Source organism: Paenibacillus sp. MMS20-IR301, from assembly GCF_032302195.1.
Taxonomy (GTDB): domain Bacteria; phylum Bacillota; class Bacilli; order Paenibacillales; family Paenibacillaceae; genus Paenibacillus_AQ.
The window spans coordinates 1,314,972-1,335,165 of the sequence record NZ_CP135275.1; the positions used below are offsets into that span (position 1 = coordinate 1,314,972).

Genomic DNA, 20,194 nt, shown 5'->3' on the forward strand with positions numbered 1-20,194 from the left:
TGGAGGTGTCCTAAATCATGTTACCCAGCTTTCATGCGACAACGATTTGTGCGGTAAGACATAACGGCCATGCGGCAATCGCCGGCGACGGCCAGGTTACATTCGGAGAAAGTGTCATTATGAAGACGACGGCGAAGAAGGTCCGCCGGCTGTACAGAGGTCAAGTGATTGCCGGTTTTGCAGGTTCCGTATCCGACGCGATTACATTATTTGAGAAGTTTGAAGGCAAGCTGGAGGAGCATCACGGCAATCTGCAGCGGGCTGCGGTAGAACTGGCCAAGGACTGGCGCCAGGACCGGATCCTGCGCAAGCTTGAGGCGCTGATGATTGTCATGGATAAGCAGGGTATGCTGCTCATCTCGGGAAATGGTGAAATTATCGAGCCGGATGATGATGTGCTGGCCATTGGCTCCGGCGGGAATTTCGCCCTGGCCTCCGGACGCGCACTGAAACGCCATGCAGCCCATCTGGAGGCAGCGGAGATTGCCCGGGAAGCGCTGCAGATTGCTTCTGAGATTTGTGTATACACAAACTCCAATATTATTGTTGAACAATTATAGGCATGGTGCCATAGAAAGAGGGAGGAAGTCACAATGGTGAATCAATCGCTTACACCCCGCCAGATCGTAGCAGAGCTTGATAAATATATCGTTGGCCAGAAGCAGGCCAAGAAGTCCGTGGCGGTTGCGCTCCGCAACCGGTACCGGCGCAGTCTTTTATCGGAGGAGCTGCAGGATGAGGTTGTGCCCAAGAATATTCTGATGATTGGTCCTACGGGGGTCGGCAAAACAGAGATTGCCCGGCGCCTGGCCAAGCTTGTGCATGCCCCGTTCATCAAAGTGGAGGCTACCAAATTTACTGAAGTCGGATATGTAGGCCGTGATGTTGAATCCATGGTCCGCGATCTGGTGGAGACTTCCATCCGTATGGTCAAGCTTGAACGCACCGAGAAGGTGAAGGACCGGGCCGAAGAGCTTGCCAATGAGCGGATTGTAGCCATTCTCGTCCCTTCTGCTGCGAAAGGCAAAGCGCAGCGCAATCCGTTCGAGATGATTTTCGGCGGTAACAACGGAAGCAATGAGGATACCAAGGAGGAAGCAGAGGACGGAAGCCTGAGCGAGCGGCGCAGAGGCATTAAGTTCAAGCTGCTGGCCGGCCAGCTCGAAGACGATATCATTGAGATCGATGTGGAGGATACTACCCCGTCGATGATGGATATGTTTGCCGGACAGGGCAACGACCAGATGGGCATGAACATGCAGGAAATGTTCGGCAATCTGCTGCCGAAGCGGACCAAGAAGCGCAAGCTTCCGATCCGGGAAGCGCGTAAAGTACTGATTCAGGATGAAGCAGCCAAGCTGATTGATACAGATGATATGATTCAGGAGTCGATAGCGCGTGCCGAGCAGTCCGGGATTATTTTCATTGACGAGATCGACAAGGTGGCCAGCCAAGGCAAAGGCTCGGGGCCGGATGTATCCCGTGAAGGTGTGCAGCGTGATATTCTGCCGATCGTTGAGGGCTCAACCATCATGACCAAATACGGGCCTGTGAAGACGGATTATGTGCTTTTCATCGCCGCTGGAGCTTTTCACATCGCTAAGCCTTCCGACCTGATTCCTGAGCTTCAGGGCCGTTTCCCGATCCGTGTGGAGCTGAGCAGCCTTACGCTTGAGGATTTCGTGTCCATTCTGACTGAGCCGAAGAACGCGCTGACTAAGCAGTACGTCCATTTGCTGCAGACGGAGAACATTGAAATCCAGTTCCAGAAGGAAGCCATCCACGAGATTGCCAAAATAGCGGCTTCGGTTAACCAGAATATGGAGAATATCGGGGCACGGCGCCTGCACACGATTCTGGAGAAGCTGCTGGAGGACCTCTCCTTCGAAGCGCCGGAGCTTACATTGGAGACAATGGTGATTACACCGGAGTATGTTCGCGAAAAGTTGGCAGGAATCGCGCAGGACCGCGACTTAAGCCAATATATCCTTTAATGCGACAGACAGCTAAAAATTTTGAATATAGGTATATCGAATTATTGCTATGCAAATTTAATTCGAAATTCATGCATTAAGTGGTAAAATATTCAATATAAAGGAATAAAATGTCACAAAAAAGGTAAAAAGTTGTAAAATCATGCTTTAAGCCCTCTCTTTTCAGAAAAGATAGGGCTTATTTCTTATTGTAATAATATACAAATTCTAAGAGAATCATAGTATGCGAGATTGACATTTGAAGTATATATCGACACCTTTCGACCTGTCGTCGACAAAACTATGAATAAATTAGCTTTTTTTGTCGAAACAAGCAGGAATTCGGAAGAAGTTGTGGAATTCTTTTCATTATGATAGGTTTGGAAGGGGGATCACCATGGGTTTGCTGAACAGTGTCAGTTTTCAAAGATTGCAGGGAGGCCTTAATGCTGCCACCAAACGACAAAGTGTTCTGGCTAATAACGTAGCAAATGCGGATACGCCGAACTTCAAACGCTCGGATGTCAGTTTTGAGAGTTTCCTGAAACAGCAGGAGAGTGGAATAAAACCAACACTGGCTGCGAGAGTATCTGATTCCCGCCATTTCCAATTCGGAGCAGTGTCCGCTGTGCCGGCTGCTGTTGTCACAACAGATGGAACAACCTCAATGAACAACAATGACAATAATGTGGATATGGACCGCGAACAGGCGCTCAGCGCCGAGAACCAGCTCAGGTACAATTCTTATGTTGAGCAGTTGAACAGTCAGATTACAATGATGCGTACAGTTGTGCAGGGAGGGTAATGAATTATGAACTTTGGTAGCAGCTTTGGAATCAGCGCCTCGGCTTTAACCGCCCAGCGCCTGCGGATGGACGTAATCTCCTCCAATATCGCCAATGCCGAGACAACCAGAGCGTCTGTGGTGGACGGCAAAGCCGTACCGTACCGCCGGAAGCTCGTCGTACTCGAAACTGAGCAGCGGGACAGCTTTTCGGATATGCTGAATGCAAAAATGAACGCCGGCAGCACGGATGGCGTCAAGGTGAGCTCGATCATTGAAGATGCTTCCCCGCTGAAGCCAGTGTACAATCCGAGCCATCCTGATGCGGATGCTGACGGATACGTGTACATGCCGAATGTGGATGTTACGAAGGAGATGGTCGATATGCTGTCTGCCTCACGTTCTTATGAAGCGAATGTCACGATGCTTAACGCGTCGAAGGCCATGGTCACCAAGGCGCTTGAAATCGGCCGCTGATTGAATTGACTTTTAGGGGGTTAACAATTGATACAGAATTTATTGATCGGTACCCAGGCTGTTCAGCCTCTGGCCATGAAATCCGCAGCTGCCGAATCGTCAGCCGTCCAGGGATCGGGACAAAGCTTTGGCTCTTATCTCGAGAATGCCCTTAACCAGGTTGCTGAGCAGGAACAGCAGGCTAAGGAAATGAGTAACAAATTTGTTTTGGGAGAGGTCAATATTGATGAAGCTATGATTTCCTCCCAACAGGCATTGCTGAGTTTGCAGCTGACTACACAAGTCCGGAACAAAGTGATTGAAGCCTATCAGGAAATTATGAGAACTCAAATCTAAATAATCCTAGCTACGTTTCGGATGGGGTGACACTGTGAATGAAAGATTGGCCCAGTACCGGGAAAAGGTTACCCAGTACTGGAACAGATTCAGCGGTAAACAGAAAATATTATTTTTCTCCACTCTGTTTATCATCATAATAGTAATCGTAGTTGTAACTACGCAGTTATCTAAGACAGAATATGAAGTTGCTTTTCAGGATCTGGACAGTACCGATTCAGCAGGAGTCATGAGTTATTTGGATACATCGGGGATCTCTTACCGGTTAAGCCCGGATGGCAAGAGCATTTCAGTACCCAGCACTGATGCTGCGCGCATTAAGATAGCTATTGGTTCGCAGGGGATCGTACAGGAAGGCTCCATCGGGTACAAAGTATTTGATCAATCCTCTTCGATGATCGGCACTACGGACAATGAATTCAATGTGAAGTACAACAACGCCCTGAACGGCGAAGTTGAGCAGCTGATGAGAAGAATGCAGGGGATTAAAGATGTTAAGGTTCTGATTACCCTGCCGAAGGAAACTGTGTTTGTTGCACAGGAGAATCAGGAGAAGGCGCTGGCTTCAGTGGTGCTGACCTTCAATCCCGGATTTAGACCTACACAGGATAATATCGACGGATACTTCAATCTTGTGAAGACCGCCGTACCGAATTTACCAATTGACAACATTACAATTACTAATAATGAGGTCGAATTGACGCCGACCGCAAGGGGCGGGCAAGCGGGTACGTCGAGCCAGGTGGAAGAGAATTTCGCTTTGCAGAAGAAGTTTGAAGAAGATGTCAAAAAAGATGTGAAGCAGTTTCTGAGTACGCTGACGGGTCCTGATAAGGTCGATGTCCTGGTATTCTCCAAGCTTAATTTCGATAAAGAAAACCGGCAGGAAGATCTCGTATTGCCTGTGGATGCGGAGAATATGAAAGGAATTGAAATCAGCTCGCAGATTATAAGCAATACGTACTCGGGTCAGGGAAATACGACTGGAGGGGTTGCGGGAACGGGTTCGCAAGATGTCTCGGGATATCCTGCGGGGACTGACTCTGGCGCCTCATCTTCAGAGGAATCATCAGAAACGCGGAATTTCGAAGTAAACCGGATTACAAAGGATATCATTGCAAGCCCATATACTGTTAAAGATTTAACCATTAATGTCGCGGTTGAACCACCTACAGGACAAACAACTTTGGATGATGCCACTTCAGCGGCTATCCAGAACATTCTGGTCAATATCGTCCGTGCTTCACTGGCGGATTCAGGAAACACATATACCGATGCTGATCTTGCCAAAAAAGTGCTGGTGTACTCACAGCCATTCGGCAGTACAGCTGCTGCGGCCGCATCCGGCGGTCTGGCCAGCTGGATGATCTGGGCTATTGGCGGAGCAGCGCTGCTGGCGGGTGCCGGCGGAGGTTATCTGATCTACCGCAGCCGTAAGAGTAAGGAAGAAGAAGTGGAAGAAGATATTCCGCTGCAGGTTCCAACAGAATTCCCGTCGATTAATCTGGAAAGTGTGACGAATGAAAGCCAGGTCCGCAAGCAGCTGGAAAGTCTGGCCAAGAAAAAGCCGGATGAATTCGTAAATCTGCTGCGTACATGGCTCGCTGAAGAACAGAGGTGAAGGAATGGCAAAAGCTAGCCAGCAGGGACTTAGCGGCCGTCAAAAGGCGGCGATCCTGCTTATCACACTAGGACCTGAAGTATCTGCGCAAATATTCAAGCATTTGCGGGATGAGGAGATCGAGCAGCTGACTCTGGAGATTGCGAATGTCCGTAAGGTGGACAGCGTGGAGAAAGAATCGATTATGTCCGAATTCCATCAGATCTGTCTCGCGCAGGAATATATCTCGCAGGGCGGTATCAATTATGCCAAAGAGATTCTCGAGAAAGCGCTTGGTTCAACCAAGGCGATGGAAGTCATTAACCGCCTGACCGCAACCTTGCAGGTGCGGCCGTTCGATTTCGCCCGCAAGGCGGATCCGAACCAGATTCTCAACTTTATCCAGAACGAGAATGTCCAGACTATAGCCCTTGTACTCTCCTATCTGCAGTTTGAACAAGCGGCCTCCATCCTGTCTTCCCTGCCTCAGGAGAAGCAGGCTGAGGTGGCAAGAAGAATAGCGATTATGGACAGCACCTCTCCGGAGGTTGTGACGCAAATTGAACGTGTTCTGGAGCAGAAGCTATCGGCTACCGTTACCCAGGATTACACCAATGCAGGCGGTATTGAGTCGATTGTACAGATTCTGAACGGGGTTGACCGGGGGACAGAACGGACAATCCTCGACTCCCTGGAGATTCAGGATCCGGAGCTTGCCGAAGAAATCAAAAAACGGATGTTTGTCTTCGAGGATATCGTCAACGTGGACAACCGTTCGATCCAGCGCATTATCAAGGATATCGAGAATGCGGATCTGCAGCTGGCGCTCAAGGTGGCCAGCGAGGAAGTGCGGGATGTTATCTTCCGCAATATGTCAAAGCGTATGGCCGAGACCTTCCGCGAGGAAATGGAGTATATGGGACCTGTGCGGCTGCGTGATGTTGAAGAGGCGCAGACCCGCATTGTAGGCACGATCCGCAGACTGGAAGAGTCTGGTGAAATTATCATCGCCCGTGGCGGAGGAGATGACATCATTGTCTAAGCTGATCAAATATTCTGAGTATGTTCCGGTAGATGTGCTGAAGCGGCTGGAGCAGGCCAGACATTATGCTGGCCTGGACGAAGAACCTGCTCCTGAAGAAGCGCCGGGCGAGGCCCATTATCAGGACCCGGCCAAAGAAGCGGCGGAGCAGGCACGCAAACAGATGCTGAAGGATGCTCAGGAATTCGCTGAGGGACAAGTCCGGAACGCATCCCAGGAAGCTGAGAATATTATGGAATCGGCGCGGACGGAAGCGGAAGAGTGGTGGCGGCTCCGCAGGGAGCAGGATGAGCATTTGGTTGAAGCAGTCAAAGCTGAAGGGTTCCAGCTCGGATATCAGGAGGGCATTGCCCATGCCGAGCAGGAAATGTCCCGGCGGCTCGCGGAGATGATGGAGGAAGCACGGACCGTGCTTCAGGAAGCATACCGGGCCCGGGATGTTATCATTCAGGAGGCTGAACCCTTCCTGGTGGAGCTCAGCTGTGATATTGCCGAGAAGATCGTCGATAAGCAGCTGACGGTCGAGCCGCAATTTGCAATGGATCTGATCCGTAAGAACCTGGCCCGCAAACGCGAGCAGGGGTTAATCTCATTATGCGTCTCCCCGGCGCAGTTCACTTTCATTAATGCCGCCAGGGAAGAGCTCTCACTGGTGGTGGATTCTCAGGCTGAACTGCAGATTCTTCCCGATTCGACGGTCAAGGATCTGGGCTGTGTGATCAGGTCTTCCTTCGGAAGTATCGATGCGCGTGTGGACACCCAGCTGGCCGAGATTAAGAAGGAACTGCTGAGAATTGCTCTGGATGAAGGCGACCACAGAAATGGGGAAGAGCATGCTTGACAGCGGGAGATACAAAGATCATCTGCGTAATTTTGACCCGGTCCGGATAAACGGCAAAGTAACCCAGGTTATCGGCCTCATGGTGGAGTCGGAAGGGCCGGATGCCAGTATCGGTGATGTCTGTTATATCTATCCCGCGAAGGGAAACAAGCCGCTGCAGGCAGAGGTTGTCGGATTCCGTGACAATAAGGTGCTGCTGATGCCGCTTGGTGAGCTTCAGGCTATCGGGCCCGGCTGTGATGTAGTGGGCACAGGCAAGCCGCTGAGTGTGCAGGTGGGCTCGGAGCTGCTCGGCAAGGTGCTGGACGGGCTGGGACAGCCGCTGGACGGCTCCCTGATCCCTGCCCGTATGCCGCATAGCTCGACCTTCAATATCCCGTCCAATCCGCTTAACCGTCCCCGGGTAGCCGAGCCGATCAGCATTGGGGTCAGAGCCATTGACGGCCTGCTGACGATCGGGAAAGGGCAGCGGGTGGGGATATTCGCAGGTTCGGGTGTGGGGAAGAGCACGCTGATGGGGATGATTGCCCGTAACACCTCAGCAGACGTGAACGTAATCGCGCTGATCGGGGAACGGGGCAGAGAGGTGCTTGATTTCATTGAGCGTGATCTGGGGCCGGAAGGCCTCCAGCGTTCGGTGGTCATCGTCGCTACATCCGATCAGCCGGCGCTGATCCGGATCAAGGGTGCCCTGATCGCCACCACGATTGCAGAATACTTCCGCGACCGCGGACTGAATGTGATGCTGATGATGGACTCGGTTACCCGCTATGCCATGGCCCAGCGTGAAGTGGGACTGGCCGTAGGCGAGCCGCCGGCGATGAGAGGATATACACCTTCAGTATTCGCCAGCCTGCCGAAGCTGCTTGAACGGGCCGGGACGGGGCCGACGGGCTCCATCACCGCTTTTTACACTGTGCTGGTTGATGGTGATGATATGAATGAGCCGATTGCCGATGCCGTACGCGGTATTCTCGACGGACATATCGTCCTTAACCGTAATATCGCCAATAAAGGCCATTTCCCGGCCATCGACGTGCTCGCAAGCATCAGCCGTGTCATGAAGGACATAGCCCCGGAGGAGCAAATTGCCGCAGCCGAGAATGTGAAGCGCCTTATGGCGGTCTACAAGGATTCTGAGGATCTTATCAACATCGGTGCCTACCAGAGAGGCTCCAACGCACAGATTGACGAATCCATGCATTATATCGACAGCATCTGGGATTTCACCAAGCAAAAAGTGAACGAGAAGGTAACCCTTAGCGAAGTGCAGCAGTCATTAATTTCACAGTTCTCGAGGAGTTGATTGATCATGAGATTCCATTATACTTTTCAAAAAGTGGTGGACTTGAAGGGTAACGAAAAAACACAGGCAGAGTGGATGCTCTCAAGCGCGCTCGGAGAACTGCAGGCACAGGAAAGAAGTCTTGATGAATTAATTATGCAGCGCAGCACACTGATGTCGTCCCTGCAAGCCGCGGCCGAACAGAAGTCGCCTATGGCCAAGCTGCGGGAGATGCAGGATTATGTGGATTACCTGGATAAATGCATTGCCCGCAAGCATTCGGATATCAGCCGGGCGCACATGGAGGTTCAGAGCAAGCAGGATCATCTCAGCACCAAGGTGCTTGATGAGAAGGTCTGGCTCAAAGCCAAAGATAAGGCACAAACCGCTTTTCTGCAGAATATGAGTTTACGGGAACAAAACGAACTGGATGAGATGGCTACCGTCCGCTTCGCGATGAAATCCCTCTGAGTCCGGGAGGTTTCCGCTAGTGGCAAACAATGAAATGGAACTTGACAATGAAGGGTCCGCAGGGAAATTTGAGCGTTTCTTGTTCTTGATGATTCCGATCATCTTCACGCTTGTCCTGCTAGGGGTACTGTTGACCCTATTCAATATGGATATCCGTAATAATGTGCTTGAGGTTGCGAACAAAATTCCCTTCGTGGAAAAGTGGGTTCCTGATCCGGCTCCGGACCCGGAAGCAGCCGGGGAGAAAACGGAGAACCCGCAGACGGAGAGCGAAGAGCAGGCTGCCAGCTCCGAAAGCACCATCAAAGAGCTCAAGGCGCAGCTGGCTGCGCAGGGAGAGCAGCTGAAGCAGGCGGAAGCAGAGAAGGCAAATGAAGCAACTAAGGCCGAAGCGCTGCAAAAGCAGATCGACAATATGAAGACAGAAGCAGCGGCGGCAGAAGCGGCTCTTCCGGAAGAAGAGGATCCTTATCTGAAGCAGGTTACTGACCTGGCTAAGCTGTATGCGGGGATGAAGGCTTCCAAAGCAGCACCGATTATGGAGAATTTAACTACTGATGAGATGGTGCAAATCTTTAGTGTAATGAGCAATTCAAGCAAAATGGCTATTCTGGAAAAAATGGATCCTAAAAAAGCTGCGGATGTCTCTATAAAGCTAAAGGAAACAACAAATTCAACCGATATGGCTATTGCAGCCCTTCAATCACGCCTGAAACAGGATGAGGCCGGAACGACTGCGGCTGCCTCTTCCGCCAACCTGGATCAACAGAAGCTGAGCCAGACGTTTACCTCTATGCCGGCGGCAGAAGCGGCTACACTGTTAGGGTCAATGTACACGATTAGCCCGGATAAGGTCATTACTGTTCTGAATACAGTCAGTGACAGTGTCCGCTCCTCCATACTGGGCGAGATGACGAAGAACGACAGCGCCTTAACTGCCAAGATCGTCAACCGTCTGATGGGCGGAAAATAGCACTTGAAGGGAGGTGAAAAAGATGAGTTTAATTATGCAAACATTAACTGCAGGCAATTTGTCTGCTAATGGCAGCAGCACTGCTGCCGGAACAAACGGAACACCAGCTGCCGGCTCAGCTGCAGGATTTGCAGCGACGCTGGTTCAAAGTATGACAGGCACTGCTGGTGCTGCTGCAAAGGGCACAGAGACACCTGTCCTTGGCAATCTGGCGTCCTTGTTACAAGGCCTCTTAAGTGCAGCTCAGACTGCAGAAGGGGATACAGGAGCTGCTGATGTGAAAAAAGGTGATCTGCTGGAGGGGCTTGCCCGGGATATGGAGGCACTGGATACCAGTCTGGAAGCCGATCCTGCACTGCTTGCTGCACTTCAGGGATGGCTGCTTCAAACCGCTGCCTTGTTGTCCGGGGGCAATGCCGCCGTTCAAGAGGATGGAGCAGAAGGAAATACAGCTGCAGTGACAGCCGGTTTGTCCCCGCTTGCTCAAAGCGCAGACACCCTGCGGTTCGCCGTACAGGATGAACTGAACAGCCTGGTCGGGCTGATCCAGGATGCTGCTGCCAGCGGAAATGAAGAGACGGCTGCTAAAGGAGCTGCCCTGCTGAATCAATTCTCGGCAATTCTGGCTGAGAGTGCACCTGCCGGCAGTAAAACACAGTCAAAAGCTTCAAAGGCTGAGGAATCCGTATTTTCAGTTAAGCAGACAGCAATTGCAGACAATAAGCCGGAAACAGCTGTTAAAGGCAATGCAGTTTCAGAGGTCCGTACTCTTCTGCAGGCTGCAGTCCAGACTGATAAGAGCGCACAAGCCTCTGTGGCAGCAGGAACGGCAGTAATCAAGCCTGAGGAGTCTCCAGAGCTTGTAACCACTGGATTAGCTGCAGCAACGAAGACAGCAGGGGATCCGGAAGAAGCATTCCCCGCTGCCAAAGCACCAACCGGTGAATCTGAAGTTGTGACCGCAGGTCAGCTTTCACTCAGACACGGAATAACAGCACCGCTCAAAGCGGAAGCCGCACCTGTGCCGGTCCAGCAATTTGCCCAGGAAATGAGCAGCTTCATCAGCGGCAGACTGGAAATCGTCAAAAAAGGCGGAGTGGCAGAAGCTACAATTACATTGTTCCCGGAGAACCTGGGACAAGTTGATGTAAAGATTACAATGCAAAATGGTAACCTTGTTGCCCAGTTCCTGACTCAGCACAATGGAACGAAGGATATTCTGGAGCAGCAGATGAATCAGCTCCGTATGGCACTGCAAGCCCAAGGGCTTCAGGTGGAGAAGCTTGAAGTAACCCAGAATAGCTCTTCCCCGCAGTCGCAATGGACAGGACAGCAGGGACAGCAAGCCGGAACAGGCGGACAACAACAGCAGGGCAGACGTTCGAGAGAACGCCAGGAAGACTCCGGTGATGCGCTGCTTGCCGCAGAGCTGAACGGGGAATGGAAAGACTGGGCTATGGAAAGACAGCAGGCTAATCTGCAAAATGGCGGATTCTCAGCCAAGGCTTAATTGATAAGGACAAGCGAGGTGATATGAAATGGCAACAACTCCGGTATCAACAAGCAATCAATGGAATTATGTAGCGAATACTTCTTCTACTCCGAAGACAACCGGCAGCTCGACACTGGGCAAGGATCAGTTCCTGAAAATTCTGATTACCCAGCTCCAGAACCAGGACCCGATGCAGCCAATGGAGGATAAAGAGTTCATTGCTCAGATGGCCCAGTTCTCTTCTGTAGAGCAGCTAATGAACATTTCGACCCAGCTCACGGCACTCAATCAGTCACTCGGCTCAGTGTCCGGTCTTATCGGCAAAGATATTACCTGGACAGATGCAGAGACCAAACTACCGAAATCAGGAAATGTTGAGTCGATTGTAGTAAGCAATGGTGTACAATATGCTGTTGTGGGTAAAGAGCGGATTGCTCTAACCGATATTACACAAATCCAGAACGCCTCTGCTGAAGCAGCAGCCGGCAGCAGCAGTGCAGCTGACGGGGAGAGCGGGGCGGCCTCATGAGCGACAGACTGACAGTAGGCCAGTTATATCCGGCCAGTATGCATCCTTCGGCGCTTCAGCGCCAGCAGGCAGCTAAGAACGTTGCAGCTAATGAAGCTTCATTTGAGAGCGTGCTGCAGAAGAACATGCTGAAGTTCAGCAATCATGCGGCGAAACGGCTGGAGCAGCGCGGGATCGAACTGGGCAGCCGCCAATTGGATCAAATCTCATCAGCTGTAGACAAAGCTGCTGCCAAGGGCAGCAAAGAGTCCTTAATCCTCATGAAGGATATGGCATTGATCGTCAGCGTAGCGAACCGTACTGTGGTTACTGCTATGGACGGAAACTCAATGAAGGATAATGTGTTCACACAGATTGACAGTGCAGTAATTATTTCATGAACCGGCCGGTCCTAACTGGAAAGCCGGAATGACCGCCGACCGACTGACGCGGCCATAATTCCAAGGTTCCATTATTCTATTTAAAGAGTCAGATGACTCTAAATCGGGGAGGACAATTCACAATGTTAAGATCAATGTATTCAGGTGTTTCAGGTATGCGCGGATTCCAGACTAAACTGGATGTTATCGGTAACAACATTGCCAATGTTAACACTGTCGGCTTCAAATCAGGACGTGTAATGTTTAAGGACATCATGAGCCAGACGGTATCCGGTGTTACAGCACCGGTAGAGGGTGGAGCAGGCGGGGTCAACGCCAAGCAAATCGGTCTCGGTGTGAGTATCGGCTCCGTGGATACGATGCATCTGGCGGGCAGCGCAATGACTACCAACAATCCTACCGATCTTCGTATTGACGGTGATGGCTTCTTTCTGGTGAAGCTTACCGGCGATCAGGAGACGCCGTTCCTGACACGCGCCGGGGATTTCCATACCGACTCCAGCCGTAACCTCATTACTTCAGACGGTTTGCATGTTCTGGATTCCGACGGTGAAATTATTCAATTGGCTGACGATGTTACTGCCTTCTCTATCTCCAGTGACGGTACAATTGTACAGACGATGGCTGATGGAACCACAGTGCCGGGTGTACAGATCGGTGTAGGTAAAGTCAGCAATCCGCAGGGCCTTGAGAAAATCGGCGGCAACCTGTACCGCATGTCGCTTAACGCCAATGCTGAAGGAGAACTGGAGCCGACTACAGCCAATAATGCAGAGGTAGGTACGGGTTCAATCGTTGCCGGCCAGCTGGAAATGTCCAATGTGGATCTGACCAGTGAATTCACAGAAATGATCGTCACCCAGCGCGGATTCCAGGCGAACTCGCGGATTATTACAACTTCCGATGAAGTGCTGCAGGAAGTTGTCAACCTGAAGCGTTAAGTTTAAAGATATAATTTAATTATAGACTTGCTGTTATAATGTTTTGCCTTTTGCGGACAAGTTATTTCCAGTCGTGGGGGGGAACTCCTCCCCCTATTTTTTGTTAGGAGGCCTGTTATGATTTCGGTAACAAGATTGAACGGGGCGGCGATGTGGCTGAATGCCCTGCTGGTTGAAATGGTTGAGGAATCTCCGGATACATACATTACACTTGTAACCGGCAAAAGGCTGATTGTGCTCGAGAAGGCGGATGAAGTCATTAGCAAAATCAAGGAATACAACAGGGACATAGGCACACATGCTGCCACCATTAAAGTCCAGTCGATGGAGGAGCTTTCATGAAGAAGATGCTGCCGTGGCTCATTACGATTTTACTGGCGATTACACTGATAGTAGTTGCCGCATTTTTATTAATGGACAGATTTTTCCCCAGTGACGCGAACAGTGTGAATCAGGCTGTGGAAAGTGTGGAAGCCAACAGGCTCAGTGCGGATGAAATCGTCGAGCTGACGGCTGAAATCACGGATATCAAAACTAATCTTGCTGACCCCGATTATATCGTTTCAATAAACTTCGCATTCCAGCTGGATACTGCCAAGGCCAAGGAAGAATTCGAAAAAATTAAAGAGATCAAAATCAAACCGCTGATTATCAAGGCACTTGCGGATACCAAGCCGGAAGAGCTGAACGGGGCGAACGGCAAGGATCAATTGACCAGCAAGCTGGTCAATATAATCAGCAAGACCTTGACTGAAGGCAAGCTTACACAGATTGAGGTCACCAACTTCATCTTGGCACCAATGTAGCTGCTGGCGGGTTAATTCTTTGATGGGGGGGTGATTGAATTGGTTGATGTACTATCACAAAACGAAATTGATGCTCTGCTTGCTGCACTTTCATCCGGTGAAATGGATGCCGACGAACTAAAAAAGGAAGAAACCCAGAAAAAAATCCGCTCTTACGATTTCAAACGGGCTGTACGCTTCTCCAAAGATCATATCCGCAGTCTTACCCGGATTCATGATAACTTTGCCCGCTATCTGACAACGTACTTTTCAGCCCAATTGCGCACCTTCGTGCAGATCAACGTCGTTCAAGTAGAGCAGCTCCCTTATGATGAGTTTATCCGCTCCATTCCCAAAATGACGATTCTGAACATTTTTGAAGCTGAGCCTCTGGAAGGCCGGATGGTTATGGAGGTGCACCCGAATGTTGCTTTTGCCATGCTTGACAGGTTACTAGGCGGATTCGGTACAGCACCTGCTAAAATTAACACCCTGACAGAAATTGAAACAACGATCATGGAGAGGATTTTCAGCAGATGCTTTGAAAGTCTGCAGGAAGCCTGGAAGACGGTGCTGGATATTTATCCCCGGATGGAAGCACTGGAAACCAATCCGCAGTTTATGCAAATTGTATCGCCCAATGAAACGATTGCGCTGATCTCACTCAGCACCAAGATCGGTGATACCACAGGAATGATTAACCTTTGTATTCCTCACGTTGTCCTGGAGCCGATTATGTCGAGACTGTCTGTACACCAGTGGTTCGTTTCCGAGAAGAAGGTGCGGGACGAGGTTGAGCTTGAAGCGATCCGGGCCAGAGTTCACCGGGCTCAGCTTCCGATTGTGGCAGAGCTGGGTGAATCGAGGTTATCTATTGCTGAATTTCTCGGACTCAGTGTCGGCGACGTGATTTCTCTTAACAAGACTGTGGATTCCGGTCTGTCGATCAAGGTAGGGGACAAGCTGAAATTCATTGGAAGTCCTGGGATGATCAAAGAACGGGTAGCTGTGCAAATAGACGAGATTGTCAGTGAAGGGGTTGAAGAGTTTGACGAGTAAAGATTATTTGTCCCAGGAAGAGATAGATGCTCTTCTCAGACAGTCTGCGGAAGGTACCATGGCTCCCTCTGCGAAGACAGTGGATGATTACCTGACGCCGTTTGAGCAAGATGCTTTGGGGGAAATCGGCAATATCACCTTCGGCAGTGCAGCCACTGCCTTATCTACACTGCTTGGCAAAAAAGTCGATATTACCACCCCAAAGGTATCGATCATTACCCGCGGCGAATTTGAGGAAGCTTTCCCTAAACCTCATGTAGCCGTTCATGTCCAATATGTGGACGGTTTCCAGGGGATTAATTCCCTGGTGATCAAGATCAGGGATGCCCAGGTCATTGCTGATCTGATGCTTGGCGGCGAAGGCGAGCCTAAGGATGAAGAGTTAAATGAGATTCATATCAGTGCCGTGCAGGAAGCCATGAATCAGATGATGGGTTCCTCAGCGACCTCGATGTCGACGATTTTTAACCGGTTTGTCAATATTTCTCCTCCGGGTATTGATATTCTCAATATGTCCAGCGGTGAAGGTGTAGGAAGCCTCCCGGATGATGAGACACTGATCCAGGTTTCGTTCCGGCTGAAGATTGGTGATCTGATCGACTCCACCATTATGCAGCTCCTGCCTGTACAGTTCGCCAAGGACATGGTCACCATGCTGCTTGGGGATGTGAGCCAGGCTGACCAGGAAGCTGCGGTTACTGCAACAGCACCGCCGGCCCAGCCGGCCGCAGCACCTGCTCCGGCAGCTCCTCCGGTCCAGCAGGCGCCTGCTCCTGATCCCGGGGCAATCCCGCCGCAATATCCGCCGCAGGGAATGCCGCCGTATCCGGGAATGCCTGAGGGAGGCTACTATTATCCGCCTGCCGGAATGCCGGCTTACGGCATGCCCGGAATGCCGCCATATGGAATGCCTCCGCAAGGTATGCCGTATGCGCCGCCGCCCCAGCAGCCGCAGAATCCGGCGCCTAACCGTAACGTCAATGTACAACCGGTACAATTTGCCAACCTGAGCGCAGGGGCCTTTGGCAATATTGACGAAAATAATTTAAATTTATTGATGGACATTCCACTGAGAGTGACCGTAGAATTAGGAAGGACCCAGAAGCAGATCAAAGATATTCTGGAAATGTCGCAAGGTTCGATTATCGAGCTGGACAAGCTGGCGGGTGAGCCTGTTGACATTCTGGTTAACAACAAGCTCATTGCCAAAGGGGAAGTCGTAGTTATTGACGAAAACTTCGGTGTCCGCGTTACGGATATCGTCAGCCAGTGGGACCGTATACAAAAATTACAATAAGCATACTTAGGGAGGATTTTGTAAAAATGGCTAACCGAATTCTAATCGTGGACGATGCAGCATTTATGAGAATGATGATCCGGGATATTTTGTCGAAGAACGGGTTTGAGGTAGTGGGTGAAGCCCAGGACGGCTCACAGGCTATAGAGAAATTTAAGGAACTGCGCCCGGATCTGATCACGATGGATATCACCATGCCTGAAATGGACGGAATCGCCGCCCTGAAAGAAATCAAAAAAGTAGACGCCAATGCCAAAGTCATCATGTGTTCAGCCATGGGTCAGCAGGCTATGGTCATTGATGCAATTCAAGCCGGTGCCAAGGACTTTATTGTGAAGCCTTTCCAGGCAGACCGGGTAATTGAAGCGATCAATAAAACGCTGGGTGTGTAAGGAGAGGGCATGTTAGCCACTTCCGGAACGCTCGGAGCCGGTAATCCCCTGCTGAGTTTGCTCAAAGTTGTGTTTGTTCTGGCAGTAATAGTCGTTCTTATCGTGCTGCTGATCCGTTTTCTGGGACGCCGCAATCAGAGTCTGATGAGCGGCCGTTCCATCCGTACACTTGGTGCAATGGGGCTTGGCCCCAATAAGTCGGTACAGGTTATAGAACTCGGCAGCAGCCTTTATCTAATTGGTGTTGGTGAGAACATTTCCATGATGGACAAGATCACTGATCCGGCTGAAGTTGCGCTTATTATTTCCGCATTTGAGGATCAGGCCTCCGCAGCGGATAATTTCATGACTCCGTTAATCGGCAAGATCAGATCCAGGCTGCGCGGCGATGTCCCGTCCCAGGAGATTGAGCTGAATGAGACATCCTCCTTCTATGAGACACTGCAGTCGAAGCTCGCACTCGCGCCTGAGCGGAAAGAAATGCTGGAAGAATTGCTGCGCGATGATGATGACCGTAAGAAAGAGTCGGGGGATCTATGAAAAAAAAGCTGATTCTTTCGCTGCTGTTATTCGGTGTATTCAGTATTCTGCTTCTGCACCCGGTTCACGCTGATCCGATTCCGGGCATCAGTATCCAGGTCGGTGATAATAATGGTTCAAGCAGCGGTACGAGTTCTATCTCCATACTGATGCTTGTTACGGTTCTTAGTATTGCCCCATCTTTTCTGGTGCTTATGACCAGTTTCACCCGGATTGTAATTGTGCTGGGCTTTGTAAGAACATCACTAGGCACGCAGCAGATGCCTCCGAACCAGGTTCTTGTAGGGCTGGCTCTGTTCCTGACCCTGTTTATCATGTCGCCCACACTGGCAACGGTGAATGAAACGGCTCTGCAGCCGTACATCAAAGGCAACTTGACCCAAAGCGAGGCTCTCGACAAGGCCCAACAGCCACTGAAGGAATTTATGTTCAAGCAGACGAATACCAAGGACCTGCTGCTGTTTATGAACTATACCGGCAACAATGCTTCGGTCAAACCTGCCAGCTACAATGATATTCCCTTGACAGTGATGGTTCCGGCTTTTGCCATTGGTGAGATGAAAAAGGCCTTTATGATGGGCTTTATGATTTTCATTCCGTTTCTGATCATTGATATCGTGGTATCGAGCACGCTGATGGCGATGGGGATGATGATGCTGCCGCCGGTAATGATCTCATTGCCCTTCAAGATCATGCTCTTTGTACTGGTGGACGGCTGGTACCTGGTTGTCAAATCACTGCTGCTCAGCTTTAACACCTGACGCTAAAGAGGAGGCATAAGGGATGAGTGCGGAGTTTATTATCGGTCTAGCCGGCCAAGCCGTATATTTGGTGCTCGAAACAAGCGCCCCCATGCTGATTCTTGGTCTGGTGGTAGGGCTGATCGTCAGTATCTTTCAGGCTACAACCCAGATTCAGGAGCAGACCTTGGCGTTTGTTCCCAAAATCGTTGCCGTGCTGCTGGCTTTACTGCTGTTCGGTCCGTGGATTATTACCAAGCTGGTGGACTTTACCAGCCAAATCTTAGGCAGTCTCTATATGTATATCGGTTGAGATGATGAATATAGATACCCTAACGCAAAGTTTTCCTGTTTTTCTGTTGATTTTTTGTCGAATTTCAGCCTTTTTTGTTGTCGTTCCTGTCTTTTCTTCACAAAGCGTGCCGACAACATTCAAAATTGGTTTGTCTTTTTTTGTTTCCATGGTAATCTTCAGCTCAGCCGGCATGAATACCATAGTTCCGCAGGATCTTAATTTTGTTCTGCTGATCGTCAGGGAAGCCTTGATTGGGCTGCTGCTTGGCTTCATTGCTTACCTGATGTTTATGACGATTCAGACAGCAGGCTCTTTTATCGATATCCAGATCGGGTTTGGGATTGCGAATGTTATCGACCCCATGACCGGCGCATCTGCACCGATAATCGGCAACTTTAAATATATGATAGCGCTGCTGCTGTTTCTGAGCATGAACGGACATCATCATTTGCTGGATGCAATCGTCTACAGTTATAAGTGGGTACCGCTGGACAATGACCTGTTCCTCAAAATGATTGACGGAAGCCTGTCGGAGTTTCTGATCCGCACCTTCGCCCAGTCGTTTATGCTGGCCTTTCAAATGTCGGCGCCGCTGGTTACAGCCTTATTCCTGACGGATGTCGGCCTGGCCTTCCTGGCAAGAACGGCTCCGCAATATAATGTGTTCGTCATCGGTGTCCCGCTCAAAATTATTATCGGCCTGGCTCTGCTGCTTGTACTAATGCCGGGGCTGGCAGTGCTGTTCCAGAGTCTCTTCGATATTATGTTTGAGTCCATGCAGAACCTGCTTGGTCTCGTGGGGAAGAGTCCTTAGGCAACGGTAAGGAGAGAGAGTCATGGCTAAGCCGAAGCGTTATAAACTGAATCTCCAGCTGTTCGGGGGAGACAAGACGGAGAAAGCTACCCCGAAGAAACGGCAGGATGCCCGCAAGAAGGGGCAGGTGGCCAAAAGCGCGGAGATATCCGGTGCAGTGGTGCTGTTCTCGGCCCTGTTATCTCTGAGCGTCTTCGGCGGGTTCATGAAAGAACGTTTCATGAAGCTGTACACGGATGTATTACAGAACCGGATGATGCTGGAAGTGACACCTGAGAATGTATCGGAATTATTTAACCAGTACGGGCTGCAGATTCTGATTCTGCTGGCTCCGCTGCTGGGGATAACGTTCGTGCTGGCGCTGGTGGTGAATTTCGCCCAGGTAGGCTTCATGGCTACCGGTGAGGGAATTACGCCCAAGTTCAGCAAGATTAATCCGATCAAAGGATTCAAAAATATTTTCTCCATGCGTTCGTTTGTCGAATTCCTGAAGTCAGTATTCAAGCTGCTCCTGATTGCCTATCTGGTTTACAGCACGCTCTGGGGGGAGAAAGACAGCTTTGCATCCCTTTCCCATGTGAGTGCGGAAGGTGTCTACGGCTTCGCTGCGAAGCTGACCATGAGCCTTGGCATCAAAATTGCAGCGGCTCTTTTTATAATGGCCGTTCTGGACTATATTTATCAGAAATATGAACACGAGAAAAGCTTGAAGATGTCGAAGCAGGACATTAAAGATGAGTACAAAAAGATGGAGGGTGACCCCATCATCAAAGGCAAGATCAGGGAACGGCAGCGCAGAATGGCGATGCAGCGGATGATGCAGGAGGTTCCAAAGGCCGATGTGATCATCACGAACCCGACCCACTTTGCAGTGGCCCTGAAGTATGACGGTTCCAAAATGGAGGCTCCGCAGATTATTGCCAAAGGCCAGGATTATGTGGCGCTCCGCATCCGGGAACTGGCCAAGGAGCATGGTGTTGTAACTATGGAGAATAAGCCGCTGGCACGGGCATTATTCCAGAGAGCGGAAATCGGTGATGTCGTTCCTCCCGATCTGTTCCAGGCAGTTGCCGAAGTGCTGGCCTATGTATACAAGCTAAAAGGTAAGAGGAGATAAGCCGGGGGAGGTTAAGCACATTGAAAGCTAG

Annotated in this window: 25 protein-coding genes; all 25 read left to right on the forward strand. The window is 50.5% G+C overall.

The genetic code is table 11. The annotated features are described in order from the left end of the window. The first annotated feature begins 17 nt into the window (after positions 1–17). A complete protein-coding gene (gene hslV / locus LOS79_RS05765) occupies positions 18–560 on the forward strand; it encodes an ATP-dependent protease subunit HslV (protein ID WP_315416951.1) in 543 nt (180 codons plus the stop codon). A gap of 33 nt (positions 561–593) precedes the next feature. Then, entirely contained in the window at positions 594–1,994 is a 1,401-nt protein-coding gene (hslU, locus tag LOS79_RS05770) for an ATP-dependent protease ATPase subunit HslU (RefSeq protein WP_315416952.1), read from the forward strand. 376 nt (positions 1,995–2,370) lie between these two features. Next, positions 2,371–2,778, forward strand: a complete 408-nt coding sequence (gene flgB / locus LOS79_RS05775; protein WP_315416954.1) for a flagellar basal body rod protein FlgB — start codon at positions 2,371–2,373, stop codon at positions 2,776–2,778. A gap of 6 nt (positions 2,779–2,784) precedes the next feature. Then, a complete protein-coding gene (gene flgC, locus LOS79_RS05780) occupies positions 2,785–3,234 on the forward strand; it encodes a flagellar basal body rod protein FlgC (protein WP_315416956.1) in 450 nt (149 codons plus the stop codon). A gap of 27 nt (positions 3,235–3,261) precedes the next feature. Continuing rightward, a complete protein-coding gene (gene fliE / locus LOS79_RS05785; protein ID WP_315416957.1) occupies positions 3,262–3,570 on the forward strand; it encodes a flagellar hook-basal body complex protein FliE in 309 nt (102 codons plus the stop codon). Positions 3,571–3,604: 34 nt separating this feature from the next. Next, a complete protein-coding gene (gene fliF / locus LOS79_RS05790) occupies positions 3,605–5,191 on the forward strand; it encodes a flagellar basal-body MS-ring/collar protein FliF (protein ID WP_315416958.1) in 1,587 nt (528 codons plus the stop codon). A gap of 4 nt (positions 5,192–5,195) precedes the next feature. Then, positions 5,196–6,212: a flagellar motor switch protein FliG gene (gene fliG / locus LOS79_RS05795; protein WP_315416960.1), complete on the forward strand. Its 1,017-nt coding sequence runs from the start codon at positions 5,196–5,198 to the stop codon at positions 6,210–6,212. Continuing rightward, positions 6,205–7,053 carry a FliH/SctL family protein gene (locus LOS79_RS05800; RefSeq protein WP_315416961.1) on the forward strand — a complete coding sequence of 283 codons (849 nt, stop codon included), beginning with the start codon at positions 6,205–6,207 and terminating at the stop codon, positions 7,051–7,053. Before fliG ends, LOS79_RS05800 begins: the two co-directional genes overlap by 8 nt. Further along, on the forward strand, positions 7,046–8,359 hold the full coding sequence (gene fliI, locus LOS79_RS05805) for a flagellar protein export ATPase FliI (protein ID WP_315422016.1): 1,314 nt from the start codon (positions 7,046–7,048) through the stop codon (positions 8,357–8,359). The genes LOS79_RS05800 and fliI overlap by 8 nt, the downstream gene beginning before the upstream one ends. A 6-nt stretch (positions 8,360–8,365) precedes the next feature. Continuing rightward, positions 8,366–8,809 (forward strand): flagellar export protein FliJ, encoded by a 444-nt coding sequence (gene fliJ / locus LOS79_RS05810; RefSeq protein ID WP_315416963.1) that lies wholly within the window; start codon positions 8,366–8,368, stop codon positions 8,807–8,809. A gap of 19 nt (positions 8,810–8,828) precedes the next feature. Continuing rightward, the gene (locus LOS79_RS05815; RefSeq protein ID WP_315416964.1) at positions 8,829–9,782 is read left to right on the forward strand and encodes a MotE family protein; all 954 of its coding nucleotides are present in this window, start codon (positions 8,829–8,831) and stop codon (positions 9,780–9,782) included. Between the two features lie 22 nt (positions 9,783–9,804). Then, positions 9,805–11,292 (forward strand): flagellar hook-length control protein FliK, encoded by a 1,488-nt coding sequence (locus LOS79_RS05820; protein WP_315416967.1) that lies wholly within the window; start codon positions 9,805–9,807, stop codon positions 11,290–11,292. 28 nt (positions 11,293–11,320) lie between these two features. Then, positions 11,321–11,803, forward strand: coding sequence for a flagellar hook assembly protein FlgD (gene flgD, locus LOS79_RS05825; RefSeq protein ID WP_315416968.1), 483 nt, complete (start codon positions 11,321–11,323; stop codon positions 11,801–11,803). Then, the gene (locus LOS79_RS05830; RefSeq protein WP_315416970.1) at positions 11,800–12,183 is read left to right on the forward strand and encodes a TIGR02530 family flagellar biosynthesis protein; all 384 of its coding nucleotides are present in this window, start codon (positions 11,800–11,802) and stop codon (positions 12,181–12,183) included. Before flgD ends, LOS79_RS05830 begins: the two co-directional genes overlap by 4 nt. A 122-nt stretch (positions 12,184–12,305) precedes the next feature. Beyond that, complete coding sequence (flgG, locus tag LOS79_RS05835; protein WP_315416971.1) at positions 12,306–13,124, forward strand: flagellar basal body rod protein FlgG; 819 nt, start codon at positions 12,306–12,308, stop codon at positions 13,122–13,124. 117 nt (positions 13,125–13,241) lie between these two features. Continuing rightward, entirely contained in the window at positions 13,242–13,466 is a 225-nt protein-coding gene (locus tag LOS79_RS05840) for a flagellar FlbD family protein (protein ID WP_315416972.1), read from the forward strand. Then, a complete protein-coding gene (locus LOS79_RS05845) occupies positions 13,463–13,930 on the forward strand; it encodes a flagellar basal body-associated FliL family protein (RefSeq protein ID WP_315416974.1) in 468 nt (155 codons plus the stop codon). Before LOS79_RS05840 ends, LOS79_RS05845 begins: the two co-directional genes overlap by 4 nt. A 39-nt stretch (positions 13,931–13,969) precedes the next feature. Further along, positions 13,970–14,968, forward strand: coding sequence for a flagellar motor switch protein FliM (gene fliM / locus LOS79_RS05850; RefSeq protein WP_315416975.1), 999 nt, complete (start codon positions 13,970–13,972; stop codon positions 14,966–14,968). Next, positions 14,958–16,265 (forward strand): flagellar motor switch phosphatase FliY, encoded by a 1,308-nt coding sequence (gene fliY / locus LOS79_RS05855; RefSeq protein WP_315416976.1) that lies wholly within the window; start codon positions 14,958–14,960, stop codon positions 16,263–16,265. The genes fliM and fliY overlap by 11 nt, the downstream gene beginning before the upstream one ends. A gap of 26 nt (positions 16,266–16,291) precedes the next feature. After that, positions 16,292–16,657 carry a response regulator gene (locus LOS79_RS05860; protein WP_019910416.1) on the forward strand — a complete coding sequence of 122 codons (366 nt, stop codon included), beginning with the start codon at positions 16,292–16,294 and terminating at the stop codon, positions 16,655–16,657. Positions 16,658–16,666: 9 nt separating this feature from the next. Next, positions 16,667–17,197, forward strand: coding sequence for a flagellar biosynthetic protein FliO (locus LOS79_RS05865; RefSeq protein ID WP_315416981.1), 531 nt, complete (start codon positions 16,667–16,669; stop codon positions 17,195–17,197). Then, complete coding sequence (gene fliP / locus LOS79_RS05870) at positions 17,194–17,958, forward strand: flagellar type III secretion system pore protein FliP (protein WP_315416982.1); 765 nt, start codon at positions 17,194–17,196, stop codon at positions 17,956–17,958. Before LOS79_RS05865 ends, fliP begins: the two co-directional genes overlap by 4 nt. A gap of 22 nt (positions 17,959–17,980) precedes the next feature. Further along, on the forward strand, positions 17,981–18,250 hold the full coding sequence (gene fliQ / locus LOS79_RS05875) for a flagellar biosynthesis protein FliQ (protein WP_315416983.1): 270 nt from the start codon (positions 17,981–17,983) through the stop codon (positions 18,248–18,250). A 10-nt stretch (positions 18,251–18,260) separates the two neighbouring features. Beyond that, entirely contained in the window at positions 18,261–19,046 is a 786-nt protein-coding gene (gene fliR, locus LOS79_RS05880; RefSeq protein WP_397386776.1) for a flagellar biosynthetic protein FliR, read from the forward strand. A gap of 22 nt (positions 19,047–19,068) precedes the next feature. Further along, entirely contained in the window at positions 19,069–20,163 is a 1,095-nt protein-coding gene (flhB, locus tag LOS79_RS05885; RefSeq protein ID WP_315416984.1) for a flagellar biosynthesis protein FlhB, read from the forward strand. The last annotated feature ends 31 nt before the right edge of the window (positions 20,164–20,194 follow it).